Annotated in this window: 8 protein-coding genes and 2 pseudogenes; 8 read left to right on the top strand and 2 right to left on the bottom strand. The window is 72.2% G+C overall.

The window, feature by feature from the left end:
* From ACWEFB_RS38010 to ACWEFB_RS37990, 5 genes and pseudogenes are all read left to right on the top strand, one after another.
* On the top strand, positions 1-260 hold a 260-nt coding region (locus ACWEFB_RS38010), incomplete at its 5' end, for a transposase family protein (RefSeq protein WP_452293073.1).
* 456 nt (positions 261-716) lie between these two features.
* Positions 717-878: a hypothetical protein gene (locus ACWEFB_RS38005; RefSeq protein WP_452293072.1), complete on the top strand. Its 162-nt coding sequence runs from the start codon at positions 717-719 to the stop codon at positions 876-878.
* A 223-nt stretch (positions 879-1,101) separates the two neighbouring features.
* Positions 1,102-4,729 (top strand): annotated as a pseudogene (gene mfd, locus ACWEFB_RS38000) (transcription-repair coupling factor).
* Positions 4,730-4,803: 74 nt separating this feature from the next.
* A complete protein-coding gene (locus ACWEFB_RS37995; RefSeq protein WP_326560961.1) occupies positions 4,804-5,502 on the top strand; it encodes a hypothetical protein in 699 nt (232 codons plus the stop codon).
* Positions 5,503-5,515: 13 nt separating this feature from the next.
* Positions 5,516-6,472 (top strand): annotated as a pseudogene (locus ACWEFB_RS37990) (nucleoside triphosphate pyrophosphohydrolase); the annotation flags it as partial.
* On the opposite strand, the gene ACWEFB_RS37985 reads toward ACWEFB_RS37990, so the two are convergent.
* The gene (locus tag ACWEFB_RS37985) at positions 6,445-7,461 is read right to left on the bottom strand and encodes an EamA family transporter (RefSeq protein WP_452293071.1); all 1,017 of its coding nucleotides are present in this window, start codon (positions 7,459-7,461) and stop codon (positions 6,445-6,447) included. The pseudogene ACWEFB_RS37990 and the gene ACWEFB_RS37985 sit on opposite strands and share 28 nt — an antisense overlap.
* A gap of 67 nt (positions 7,462-7,528) precedes the next feature.
* Here ACWEFB_RS37985 and pdxR point away from each other — a divergent pair, with 67 nt between their 5' ends.
* The gene (gene pdxR, locus ACWEFB_RS37980; RefSeq protein WP_452293070.1) at positions 7,529-8,959 is read left to right on the top strand and encodes a MocR-like pyridoxine biosynthesis transcription factor PdxR; all 1,431 of its coding nucleotides are present in this window, start codon (positions 7,529-7,531) and stop codon (positions 8,957-8,959) included.
* Positions 8,960-8,968: 9 nt separating this feature from the next.
* Positions 8,969-10,600 (top strand): DUF885 domain-containing protein, encoded by a 1,632-nt coding sequence (locus ACWEFB_RS37975; RefSeq protein ID WP_452293069.1) that lies wholly within the window; start codon positions 8,969-8,971, stop codon positions 10,598-10,600.
* Here the strand turns inward: ACWEFB_RS37975 and nudC are convergent.
* The gene (nudC, locus tag ACWEFB_RS37970; RefSeq protein WP_452293068.1) at positions 10,597-11,451 is read right to left on the bottom strand and encodes an NAD(+) diphosphatase; all 855 of its coding nucleotides are present in this window, start codon (positions 11,449-11,451) and stop codon (positions 10,597-10,599) included. The two genes, ACWEFB_RS37975 and nudC, sit on opposite strands and share 4 nt — an antisense overlap.
* A gap of 321 nt (positions 11,452-11,772) precedes the next feature.
* Between nudC and eno the strand changes: the two genes are divergently transcribed.
* On the top strand, positions 11,773-13,056 hold the full coding sequence (eno, locus tag ACWEFB_RS37965; RefSeq protein WP_452293067.1) for a phosphopyruvate hydratase: 1,284 nt from the start codon (positions 11,773-11,775) through the stop codon (positions 13,054-13,056).
* The last annotated feature ends 282 nt before the right edge of the window (positions 13,057-13,338 follow it).

Here is a 13,338-nt window from a genome sequence, read left to right as displayed (position 1 = left end):
GCCCGGTCATGGCCGACGGCGCCTACCGCGGCAACCCCGAGGTGATCATCCCGTACCGCAAGCCCACCGACGGCAGCGAGCTACCCGAGTGGAAGGCCAACCTGAACAAGCAGCACCGCACCGTCCGGGCGCAGGTCGAACACGCCCTGGCCCGCATGAAGTGTTTCAAGATCCTGCGTGACTACCGCCGCGCCGCCCGCACATTGGCCGACACCGCATCCGGTATCGCCCACATCCACAACATCATCCTGACGGGGTGACACCAGCAGCCTTACCCGGCCACGCCTTCACCGAGTTACGAGACGTCCTTTAGGCAGTTGACGGCTCCGCCCGCGCTCCACCGCCGCTCACCCGCATAACGCGTCAATTCCGTACATCGAATTCGATGTACTTACATCAAATTCGATGTACGAAAAAAAAGCGCGTTGTCGCCGCCACGGACACCCTGATCCGGTGGGCCAGGGGCGCTGCTTGTCCGACCCGGATGATCGGCTATTTACTGTCGCGGACGAAAACGCCCTCGCCTTGTCGGCCCTCGATCAAGCCCTCTGCCTTGAGTATCAGCAGGGCGGTACGGACCGAGCCGTAGGACACCCCGTGCTCCTCGGTATCGACAGTGCCGACAATGTCGACGGAGAGTCGTAGGCTGAAATCGCTCCCCCTGGCTCGCAACCGGGTGAGAAAGGGAAAGTTACGGGCGGCCCGGGGTGGGGCAGATGGACGTCGGCCCCGTCCCGCCCAGCGGTGTGCTGCTGGAGTTATCCGTGGGCGAGCAGGTGGAACGCTGGCCGATCGACCTACCCCAGGCCCGCGCGCTGGTCCCCGTACTCCTCGGCCTGCTGGCGCGGACGGACCCCGCGCACCTCCGCGCGGCCTGACCCCGCACGCTTGTCGATCATGAAGTTAGCGCGGAATCTAGCGATCAAATCCGCGCTAACTTCATGATCAACGCACTTCGGGCGGGTGGGATGGGGTGGGGTGGGTGGGTTTGGGGTGGGGGGTGGGGGGTTCTGAGGGGGATAAACTTGGGGAGGTGGACCCCCGTCCGGAAGCCGGATGGGGGCAGTTTCGCGTGTTGACGCAGAGGTAGTGATCGTGACGATGCTCGCCGGTCTGCTGGCTGCCGCCCTCGGCGACCCGGCTCTCACCCGTACCCGTGATCTGGCCCGGGGCGGTGCAGCGCAGGCCGACGGGCTCGATCTGACCGCACCGGCGGCGCTGCGGCCGTTCGTGGTGGCCGCCGTGGCCGCCGAGCCGGACCAGGGCGGTGCCGGCCGCCCCGTGCTCGCGGTCACCGCCACCACCCGCGAGGCCGACGACCTCGCCGCCGCGCTGGGTAGCCTCCTGCCGGCCGAGCAGGTGGCCGTCTTCCCCGCCTGGGAGACCCTGCCGCACGAGCGGCTCTCCCCCCGGTCGGACACCGTCGGGCGACGGCTCGCCGTGCTGCGCCGGCTGGCGCACCCGGACGGTGCCGACGGTGCCGGCCCGCTGCGGGTTGTCGTCGCTCCGGTCCGCTCGGTGCTGCAACCGCAGCTCAAGGGGCTCGGTGACCTCGAACCCGTACGCCTGACCAGCCACGCCGAGGCGGACCTGGAGGTGGTCGCGCACCGGCTGGCCGACCTGGCGTACTCGCGGGTGGACCTGGTCACCAAGCGCGGTGAGTTCGCCGTCCGGGGCGGCATCCTGGACGTCTTCCCGCCCACCGACGAGCACCCGTCCCGGGTCGAGTTCTGGGGCGACGAGGTGGAGGAGATCCGTACCTTCGCCGTCGCCGACCAGCGGACCATCGAGCAGGTCGACCAGCTCTGGGCGCCGCCGTGCCGCGAACTCCTGCTCACCCCGGAGATCCGGGAACGGGCCGCCGCCCTGGCCGAGGCCCATCCGGAGCTGGCCGAGATCCTGGAGAAGCTGGCCGAGGGGATCCCGGTCGAGGGCATGGAATCGCTCGCCCCGGCACTCCTGGACGGGACCGGGAGCATGGAGACGCTGCTCGACTGCCTGCCGGCGGCAGCGCACGTGCTGCTCTTCGACCCGGAGCGGATCCGTACCCGGGCCCATGACCTGGTCCGTACCTCGGAGGAGTTCCTCCAGGCGAGCTGGGCCGCGGCCGCCGTCGGCGGCCAGGCCCCGATCGACGTCGGCGCCGCCGCATTCAAGACCCTGGGCGAGGTACGGGCAACAGCCGCCGCCCTCGGCCAGCCCTGGTGGTCGATCTCCCCGTTCGGGCTGGTCGAAGACACCCCGGCCGCCGACGACCAGCCGTGGCTGGACCCGGTACGCACCGACGTCACCCCCGACGAGGGGGTGTCGATCACGCTCGCCGCACAGCCGACCGCGCTCTACCACGGTGAGACCAACCGGGTGGTCGACGACCTCAAGCGGTGGACCGCCGACGGCTGGGCGGTGGCCCTGGTCTTCGAGGGGCACGGACCGGCCCAACGGGCGGTCGAGGTGCTCCGCGACGGCGGGCTCGGCGCCACCGCCGTCGAGACCATCCTCGCCGCACCCGCCCCCGGCGAACTGCTCGTCACCTGCGGCTCGCTCAACCACGGCTTCCTGCTCGACGGCGCCAGCGCCACCAAGCTCGCCGTACTCACCGGGAACGACATCACCGGGGGACGGGGCACCTCCACCCGCGACATGCGCAAGATGCCGAGCCGGCGGCGCAACACCATCGACCCGCTGGAGCTGAAGACCGGCGACTACGTGGTGCACGAGCAGCACGGCATCGGCCGCTACGTCGAGCTGGTGCAACGTACGGTCAACGGCGCCGAGCGCGAGTACCTGGTCCTGGAGTACGCCTCCACCAAGCGGGGCCAGCCGGGTGACCGCCTCTTCGTCCCCACCGACCAGCTCGACCAGCTCTCCCGTTACGTGGGCGGGGAGACCCCGACGCTGCACAAGATGGGCGGCAGCGAGTGGCAGAAGGCCAAGGCCCGCGCCCGCAAGGCGGTACGCGAGATCGCCGCCCAGCTCATCCAGCTCTACGCCGCCCGGAAGGCGTCCAAGGGGCACGCGTTCGCCCCGGACACCCCGTGGCAGCGGGAGCTTGAGGACGCGTTCCCGTACACCGAGACGCCGGACCAGTTGTCGGCGATCGAGGAGGTCAAGCGGGACATGGAGCAGTCCGCCCCGATGGACCGGCTGATCTGCGGTGACGTCGGGTACGGCAAGACCGAGATCGCGGTCCGGGCGGCGTTCAAGGCGGTCCAGGACGGCAAGCAGGTAGCGGTCCTGGTGCCGACCACACTCCTCGCCCAGCAGCACTACAACACGTTCGCCGAGCGGATGGGACAGTTCCCGGTCCAGATCAGGCAGCTCTCCCGGTTCCAGACCCCGAAGGAAGCCGAACAGACCCTGGAAGCCGCCGCCGACGGCAGCGCCGACATCGTCATCGGGACCCACCGGCTGCTCGCCGCCGCCACCCGGTTCAAGGCGCTCGGCATGGTCATCGTCGATGAGGAGCAGCGGTTCGGGGTCGAGCACAAGGAGCACCTGAAGACGCTGCGGACAGCGGTCGACGTACTGACCATGTCGGCGACGCCGATCCCGCGGACCCTGGAGATGGCGATCACCGGGATCCGGGAGATGTCCACCATCGCCACCCCGCCGGAGGAGCGGCACCCGGTGCTGACCTTCGTCGGCGCGTACGACGACCGGCAGGTCGCCGCCTCGATCCACCGGGAGCTGCTTCGCGACGGGCAGGTCTTCTACCTGCACAACCGGGTCGAGTCGATCGACCGGGCGGCCCGCCGGATCCGTGAGCTGGTGCCCGAGGCGCGGGTCGCGGTCGCGCACGGCCAGATGGGCGAGGAAGCGCTGGAGTAAGGTCATGGTCGGCTTCTGGGAGAAGGAGTACGACGTCCTGGTCTGCACCACGATCGTGGAGTCCGGCATCGACATCCCGAACGCCAACACGCTGATCGTGGAACGGGCCGACCTGCTCGGCCTGGCCCAGTTGCACCAGATCCGGGGCCGGGTCGGCCGTGGCCGGGAGCGGGCGTACGCGTACTTCCTCTATCCGCCGGAGAAGCCGCTGACCGAGCACGCCCACGAGCGGCTGGCCACCATCGCCCAGCACACCGAGCTGGGCGCCGGCATGTACGTGGCAATGAAGGACCTGGAGATCCGGGGCGCCGGGAACCTGCTCGGCGGCGAGCAGTCCGGGCACATCGAGGGCGTCGGGTTCGACCTCTACGTCCGGATGGTCGGCGAGGCGGTGCAGACGTTCAAGGGGGAGCGGCCGGAGGAGGAGGTCGACGTCAAGATCGACCTTCCGATCGACGCGCACCTGCCGCACGACTACGTGAGCGTGGAACGGCTCCGCCTGGAGATGTACCGCAAGCTCGCCGAGGCCCGCGACGCCGCCCGCCTCGACGAGGTGGTGGTCGAGATGACCGACCGGTACGGCGCACCGCCGGAGCCGGTGCAGAACCTCGTCGCGGTGGCACGGTTCCGCCTCCTGGCCCGCGCGTACGGCCTGACCGACGTGTCGGTCCAGGGCAAGTACGTCCGGTTCGGCCCGCTGCCGCTGCCCGACTCGAAGCAGATGCGGCTCAAGCGCTACCACCCGGACGCGGTCTACAAGCAGGTCACCGACCAGGTCAGCGTGCCCCGGCCGAGCACCCGCCGGATCGGCGGCGAGCCACTGCGCGACCAGGTACTGCTGGAATGGTGCGGCCAGTTGTTGAAGGACGTCATCGGCGAGCCGGTACTGGCCGCCCGGTGACGGACAGTGGTGGGACGGCCCGCCCGGTGACCCCGTACCGGTCGGGCCGGGCGGCGCGTGAGAGAGTGTCGGCCATGCAGCGTGCTCGCCGTCTGGCGCCGATCGCCGTGGTTGCCGCGGTCGGCATCATCGCCCTCACCGGTTGCCGTGCCCAGCCCGGTGCCGCCGCCTACGTCGGCGACCGGCAGATCACCGAGAACCAGGTGACCGACCTCATCGACGAGCTGCGGGCGAAGCCCGCACCGCCGGCCGCCGCGGGCGCCCCCGAGGCGAAGCCGCCAACACGCACCTTCGTGGTCAGCGTGCTGGTCCTCAACGACGTCTGCCAGCGGTTCACCAAGGCCGAGAACCTCCAGGCCAAGGAGCCGGCCCCGGTCGACCAGGTGGCCCAGCAGTTCGCGGTGGCGCCGGAGACCGCGTTCGCCAAGGAGGCCGCGGCGCTGTTCACCTGCCTGTCGGCCGTACCGCCGGGTGAGCCGGTGAAGCCGACCCCGGCCGAGCTGCTCGCCCTCGGCAAGGTGGCCAAGGCCGCCGGTGCGATCGAGGCGACGGTGACGGACGAGGCCGCCGGGCAGCAGCTCGACGGTGAGCAGTTGCAGGCGGCGCTCGGCAACCGCAAGGTGCTCGCCGACGCGGTCACCCGTTTCGACGTCACGGTCAACCCGCGCTACCGGCCGCTGGAGTTCCCGATCCTCTCCTTCCAGGGCGGGCCCGCTGCGGTCAGCGTGCCGCTGGGCGAGGGCGACACGGGCACGGTGGTCGACCCGCGCTGAGCGGGCAGATCCGATGACCGCCCGAGTCGTACTCCTGGTCACCTCGCCCCGGCTGCCCGCCGGCCTGCTCACCGCGGCGGCCTGGGACGTGGTACGCCAGCACCCGGTGCTGGCCGGCGCGGAGAGCGAGCTGACCACCGCCGTACGGGTGGCCGGCGGCACCGTGACCCTGACCGACACTCCGGTGCCGGACCTGCTCGCCACCGCCGGAACCGACGGGACCGTCGTCTGGTTGGCCGGTCCGGTCGGGGACGACCGGATGGCCCGCGAGCTGGGGCTGCGCCTGGCCCGCGAACCCGGCCTGGCCGAACTGGAGCTGATGTACGGCTCCTGGGACCCGCCCGGCGCCCGGCTGCTCGACGCGGTCGCCGTGATGGACCGGCTCGCCTCGCCCGGCGGTGACCCGTGGAAGCGGGCACAGACCCACGCCACCCTTGCCCAGTTCCTGCTGGAGGAGTGCTACGAGGCGTACGACGCGATCGTGGCCGGTGACCTGGACGCGCTCCGCGAGGAGCTGGGTGACGTGCTGCTCCAGGTGGTACTGCACGCCCGGCTGGCCGAGGAGTTGCCCGAAGACGAGCGGTGGAACATCGACGACGTGGCCGGCGGCCTCGTCGACAAGATGATCCGGCGCAACCCGCACGTCTTCGCGGACACCCCGGTCGGCTCGATCGACGAGATCATCACCAACTGGGAGCAGATCAAGAAGGCGGAGAAGGCCCGCGATTCGGTCCTGGACGGGATCGCGCTGGCCCAGCCGGCCCTCTCGCTCGCGGCGAAGATCCTGCAACGGGCCGGCCGGGCCGGGCTGGACATCCCACCACCGGTCCCGGCCACCCTGGACGACGAGGCCCGGCTCGGTGCCCGGCTGCTGGACGTGGTGGTCCAGGCCCGCGCCGACGGGCTGGACGCCGAGGCGGCACTGCGCCGGGCCGCCCTCGCCTACGCCGACGCGGTCCGCGCCGTGGAGGCCACCGCCGGTTCGGCCACCACCGCCGGTTCGAACACGTCTGCCGGTTCGAACAGCACGGCCGGTTCGGGCAGCACGGAAGGCTGATCGTCGGCGGGTTGGTTCCGCTGGCCGGCGAGGCCCACCGCGAGGCCGAGCGCGACCACCAGCACCCCGGCGGTCGAGCCGAGCGCGGGAAGTCGTCCGGCCTGTACGGCGGCGGTGACCAGGGTGGCCACCGGCATCAGGCCGACCAGGATCCCGGCCCGCTCGACGCCCAGCTTGCGCAGCCCGGTGAACCAGGCGACGAACGCGACCACCGTCATCAGCGCGGCCAGGTAGGCGTACGTGGCCGCCTCCACCCCGGTCGGCAGCCGCCACTCGGCCGGTTCCCCCGCCACCAGTGCGCCGACCAGCAGCAGCGGTACGGCCAGCGCGCAGCTGTACGCGGCCACCCGTACCGGGCCGAGGCGGGGCAGGACGGCAGCGGCGAGCAACGAGAACGCGATCTCCCCGCCGAGCGCACCGAGCGAGGCGAGTACGCCGATCGTGTCCGCTCGACCGGTGCCCTGCACCAGTGCCGTACCGGCGACGACGATGCCCGCCGCCCCGAGCAGCCGTACGGTCGGGCGTCGGCCGCGCAGCAGCGGCCCGAGCAGGGCCAGCCCCAGGGGTGCCGCCCCGATGAAGGTGCCGACCAGGGCCGGGTCGGCGTGCGGCAGCGCGATCAGGATGAAGGCGTTGAACGCGGCCAGTCCGGTGGCCGCCAGTGCGGTGAGGACAACCCACTCGCGTCCGGTCGGCCGACCCGTCGCGGGCCGGCCTTCGACACCGATTCCGGGGCAGCGCCGGGCGATGGCGAACAGCACGGCGGCGGCGAGCGCGTACCGGGCGGCCTGTCCGGTCAGGGTGGGGTAGTCGAGGACCAGTTGGCTGATCGAGACGGAACTGCCGACGATCGTCATCCCGAGGACGCAGAGCAGTACGGCGCCGGTGTTGGAGATCTTCACCCATACGACGCTAGGGTGCGGATGGTCCTGTGTTGAGGGCCAATTCGGGCGGGTTAGGGAGGACCAATTGACCACTCCGGAGGCGCTCGTCGAACTCGACCGGGCCCGACCCGGCCTCGCCGGCCAGCTCACCGTCGCCCTCCGGGAGGCGATCGTGCAGGGGCGGCTCGTACCGGGCACCCGGCTTCCGTCCAGCCGGGGACTCGCCGCCGACCTGCGGCTGTCCCGGGGCGTGGTGGTCGAGGCGTACGAACAGTTGGTGGCCGAGGGACGGCTGCTCGCCCGACCCGGAGCGGGGACCGTGGTCGCGCCGGACACCGGAGCGACGCAGCGCCGGTCCGGCCCGCCCGACGCACGGTCGAGCGCCGCCGGTCCCGCTGTTCAGGTGAATCCGAGCGGGAACGGGCTCCGGTCGGGGGTGCCGGACCTGGCGATGTTCCCCCGCGCCCAGTGGCGGCGGGCGTACGAGCGGGCGCTGAGCCGGGCCCGCGACGCCGATTTCGACTACGGCGACCCGGCCGGCGCGCCCCGGCTGCGTACCGAACTCTCGAACTATCTCGGCCGGGTCCGGGCGGCCCGGGTCGACCCGGCCGACCTGGTGATCACCACCGGTGCGGCCCAGGCGTTCTCCCTGGTCGCCGCCGTGCTCCGGAGCCGGGGCGCGACCACGATCGGGATCGAGGATCCGGGCAGCGTCGCCATCCGGCTGCACTTCGAGGCGCAGGGGCTCCGCCCGGTGCCGGTGCCGGTCGACCACGAGGGACTGGACGTCGAGGCGCTGGCCCGCACCGGGCTACCGGCGGTGCTGACCACGCCGGCACACCAGTACCCGACCGGCGTGGTGCTCGCCCCGCGCCGCCGGGCCGCCCTGCTCGCCTGGGCGCGTACGACCGGCGCTCTGGTGGTCGAGGACGACTACGACGCCGAGTTCCGGTACGACCGGGACCCGGTCGGCTGCCTCCAGGGTCTCGCCCCGGACCTGGTCGCCCACATCGGGTCGGCCAGCAAGGCACTCGCCCCGGCGATGCGGCTCGGCTGGCTCGCCGTACCGCCGGGGTGGCGGGCGGCGGTCGTCGCGGCCAAGACGGCGGCCGACATCGGCGGACCGGTGCTCGAACAGCTAGCCTTCGCCGAACTCCTGGCCGACGGCGGGTACGACCGCCACCTGCGCCGTTCCCGGCAGGCACACCGGCAGCGCCGGGACGCGTTGACCGCCGCCCTGCGCCGGTACCTGCCGGCGGCCCGGATCTCCGGTATCGCGGCCGGACTGCACCTGGTGGTCGAGTTGCCCGACGGGGTCGACGACGAGGGGGTGGCCGACGCCGCGCAGCGGGCCGGGCTGATGCCGGTGCCGCTGTCCCGGCTCCGGCTGGCACCCGGCGGCCCGCCCGGACTGGTCCTCGGGTACGCCGCGAACCCGCCCGCTGAGCTGACCCGGGCGGTACGAACCCTGGCCAGCCTTCTTCCCCCGCTGCCCGATCCGGGCCGGAGTCGCTAGATTCTTCCCATGTCGTCTTTCGTCCCCATCGCCGAACGCATCGTCGACGCGTTGCTGGAGAGCAGTCCCGGTCTGGCGTCCTCGGCCGGTGACCACCGCTTCGACGACCGGTTGCCGGACCTGTCCGACGGCGGGGTCAAGGCCCGCTCGGAGATGCTCCGCGACGCCGCCGGCGCCCTCTCCCAGGTGGACGACCTCGCGCTCGACCAGGCGGAGCAGGTCGACCACAGCATGCTCGCCGCCCTCGTCGACCGGGAACAGTTCGAGCTGTCCGAGCTGCGTACGCACGAGTGGAACCCGCTGCGGCACAATCCGGGCCCGCTGCTGCACGCGCTGATCGCCCGCCCGTACGCCCCGGCGGAGGTCCGGCTGGCGAGCCTTGTCGGCCGGCTCGGCGACGTACCGGACGCGCTCGCCACCGCCCGCGCCACCCTGCGCGACATGCCCAGGATCCACGCCGAGACCGCCGCCGGGCAGTTCGACGGCACCGCCGCGCTGGTCCGCGACGAACTACCCGCCCTGCTCGCCGAGGCACCCGGAATGCGCAACGCGGTCGAGCCGGTGGCCCGGGAGGCGGTCGAGGCCCTGGCCGGGTTCGCCGACTGGCTCCGGGCGGGTCTGCACGACGACACCGGCCCGGGACGCGACCCCCGGCTCGGCCGCCGCCGCTTCGAGGCGCGGCTCTGGCACACCCTGGACACCGAGCTGTCCGCCGCCCAGGTCTTCGCCCGTGCCGAGGCGAACCTGGAGCGGGTCACCGACGAGATCCGGGCCGTGGCGGCCGAGCTGGTCGGTGGCCCGGCCACCGACGAGACCGTACGCCGGGCGCTGGACCAGCTCGGAGCCGAGCACCCGGACAACACCTCCATCGTGGACCTGGCCCGGGTGACGTTCACCGAGACGACCGACTTCGTCCGTACGCACGACCTGGTGACGCTGGTCGACGACCCGTGCGTGATCCAGGAGATGCCGGAGTTCGCCCGTGGGGTGGCGGTCGCCTACTGCGACCCGCCCGGCCCGCTGGAGACCGCCGAGGTGCCGACGTTCTACTGCATCGCGCCGACCCCGGCGGACTGGTCGGCGGACCGGGTCGAGTCGTTCTACCGCGAGTACAACGACCACATGATCCGCAACCTGACCGTCCACGAGGCGATGCCCGGTCACTTCCTCCAGCTCGCCCACTCGCGCCGCTACCAGGGCAGCACCCGGGTACGGGCGCTCGGCTACTCCGGCCCGTTCGTGGAGGGCTGGGCGGTGTACGCCGAGGAGATGATGGCGGGTCTCGGCTTCGGTGGCCTGCCGATCCGGTTGCAGCAGCTCAAGATGCAGCTTCGGATGACCATCAACGCGCTGCTGGACCAGTTGGTGCACTGCGACGAGCTGCCCGAGTCCGAGGGCATGGCGCTGATGACCGGCCGTGGCTTCCAGGAGGAGGGCGAGGCGGCCGGGAAGTGGCGCCGGGCCCTGCTCACCTCGACCCAGCTCTCCACGTACTTCGTCGGGTACAGCGAGGTTGCCGAGATCGCCGCCGCCCGCCCGGTCGGGCCGTCGGTGCGGCAGTGGCACGACGCGATGCTCTCGCACGCCTCACCGCCGCCCCGCCACCTGCGGACCCTGCTCGGGGTGGAACCGGCGTACTAGGCCGGGGCGGGTCGGACGCGGACGTGCTCGATCAACCACCGGGAGATCGAGTACGTCGGCGGGAGCGGCTCCGGTAACGCGTCCAGCGGGAACCAGCGCGCCTCGGTTAGCTCGCGACCGTCGACCACCGGCTCGGCCGCCGGATCCGCCGCGTACGCGGTGTAGCCGGTGAGGACCACACCGGGACCGGACATCGCCCACGGCTGGCTGCCGAAGTAGGTCAGCCGGTCGACCCGGAGTCCCACCTCCTCGGTGACCTCCCGGTGCACCGCCTGCTCCAGGGTCTCGCCCGCCTCGACAAAGCCGGCGACCAGCGCCCACGTGTCGGTCGGCCCGTACGAGTGCCGGACCAGCAGGAGCTGCTCCGGGGCGCCGGGCGGACCGGGGCGGCGGATGGCGACGAGGACGGCCGGGGAGAGCTGCATCGGGACGTACAGCTTGCAGGCGGGGCAGCGCCGGGCGGTCTCGCCGGGCACGTCGGCCAACTCCGCCGTGCAGGCGCCGCAGTAACGGTGGGTACGCCGCCAGGTGACCACCTGCAGGGCGCGGCCGGCGAGGGCGGCGAGCGGCTCGGCCAGGCCGCCGGCCAGGTCCCGCCAGCCGAGCCAGGTGCCGGGCGACCCGTCGGCCGTGTCCCGGGCGGTGACCCAGACACGTACGCCGTCGAGGGTGCCGAGCGGGATCGGGGCGGCGTCGGTGGGCAGGTCGGCGCACCGGGGGAAGCCGCCCTCGGCGTCGACCAGCAGCTTGCCGTCGGCCACCACCAGGCACAGGTCGGCCGGGTCGGCCGGTACGTCGGCAGCCGCACCGGGGACGAACTCCGGCCGGGGCGCCGGTGGGTCGCCGTTCACTGTGCGTACGCCCGGGGGTTGGTCCGCCCGGCCACGACGGACCGGACGGCGGTGGTGGAACGCGCGGTGGCGGCGGGCGGTCCGGCGGTGGCGCGGTCGGCGGCGAACATGTCCGTCAGCCTTGTCGATCAGGGCAACCCCCGCAATTCCCGGTCCGGATGACGGGGTGGAGAATCGGTTGATGTCCGGCAGATCGGCGCCCGGTTGGTGGAGGCCATCCCCGTCCGGCGACCACGGCCCGTTACGCTGCCTTCGGAACGCTTCCGCCGCACCGTCGCGGCCCGAGAGCACCAGTTGACACTCATCACGAGGAGCGACACAGTGGCCACCATCGAGGGAATCGTCGCCCGAGAGATTCTCGACTCGCGCGGCAACCCGACCGTCGAGGTCGAGATCGGGCTGGACGACGGTACGACCGCCCGCGCGGCAGTGCCGTCCGGCGCGTCCACCGGCGCGTTCGAGGCGATCGAGCTGCGCGACGGCGACGCCGACCGCTACCAGGGCAAGGGCGTCGAGACCGCGGTCGCGAACATCGAGGACCGGATCGTCGACCAGCTCGTCGGCTACGAGGCCAGCGAGCAGCGGCTGATCGACCAGAAGATGCTCGACATCGACGGCACCGCCGACAAGTCCGGCCTCGGCGCGAACGCGATCCTCGGCGTGTCGCTGGCGGTGGCGAAGGCCGCGGCGACCAGCTCCGAGCTGAGCCTGTTCCGCTACCTGGGCGGCCCGAACGCGCACCTGCTGCCGGTGCCGATGATGAACATCCTCAACGGGGGCGCGCACGCCGACTCCAACGTCGACGTGCAGGAATTCATGATCGCCCCGATCGGTGCCCCGACCTTTCGCGAGGCGCTGCGCTCGGGTGCCGAGGTCTACCACGCGCTCAAGTCCGTACTGAAGAAGCGGGGCCTGTCCACCGGCCTCGGCGACGAGGGCGGCTTCGCTCCCGACCTGCCGACCAACGCCGCCGCCCTGGACCTGATCGCCGAGGCGGTCGAGAAGGCCGGTTACCGGCTCGGCCGGGACATCGTGTTCGCGCTGGACGTGGCCGCGACCGAGTTCTTCTCCGACGGCATCTACACCTTCGAGCAGACCAGCAAGACCGCCGACGAGATGTCGGCCTACTACACCAAGCTCGCCGACGAGTACCCGATCGTGTCGATCGAGGACCCGCTCGCCGAGGACGACTGGTCCGGCTGGGCCAGCCTCACCGCCGCGATCGGGGACCGGGTCCAGATCGTCGGGGACGACCTGTTCGTCACCAACCCGCAGCGGATCGCCCGTGGCATCGCCGAGAGCTCGGCCAACGCCGTACTGGTGAAGGTGAACCAGATCGGGTCGCTGACCGAGACCCTGGACGCGGTCGACCTCGCGCACCGGGCCGGGTTCCGCTGCATGATGAGCCACCGTTCCGGCGAGACCGAGGACACCACCATCGCCGACCTGGCGGTGGCCACCGGCTGCGGCCAGATCAAGACCGGCGCACCGGCCCGGTCGGACCGGGTGGCCAAGTACAACCAGCTCCTCCGGATCGAGGAGGAGCTGGGCGACGCGGCGCGCTACGCCGGCGCCGGTGCTTTCCCGCGTTACCGTTCTGCCTAGTTTCCGAATCGGCCTCGGGGAGGGGGTGCGTCAGGGTGACGACTCGTCGCATACCCAGCGGCCAGCGGCCCGCCCGACGGCCGGGGCAACCCGGTCGTGGCGGCGGTACCCGTGGCACGGGCCGGGAGTCAACGGCCCGGCTGGAGTCGCGCGGGATCTCCACCCGTACCCCTCGGGGGACGGAGCACCCACGGTCGGCCACCCGTCCGGCGGGGGGGGGGGGGGCGCCCGCCCCCGGGGGGGCCCACCGCCCCGGCGCCCCCCCCCCGCTCGGGAGAGCTC

The sequence above is a fragment of the Micromonospora sp. NPDC004704 genome (assembly GCF_053601675.1).
This window is presented reverse-complemented; position numbering and strand designations above follow the sequence as displayed.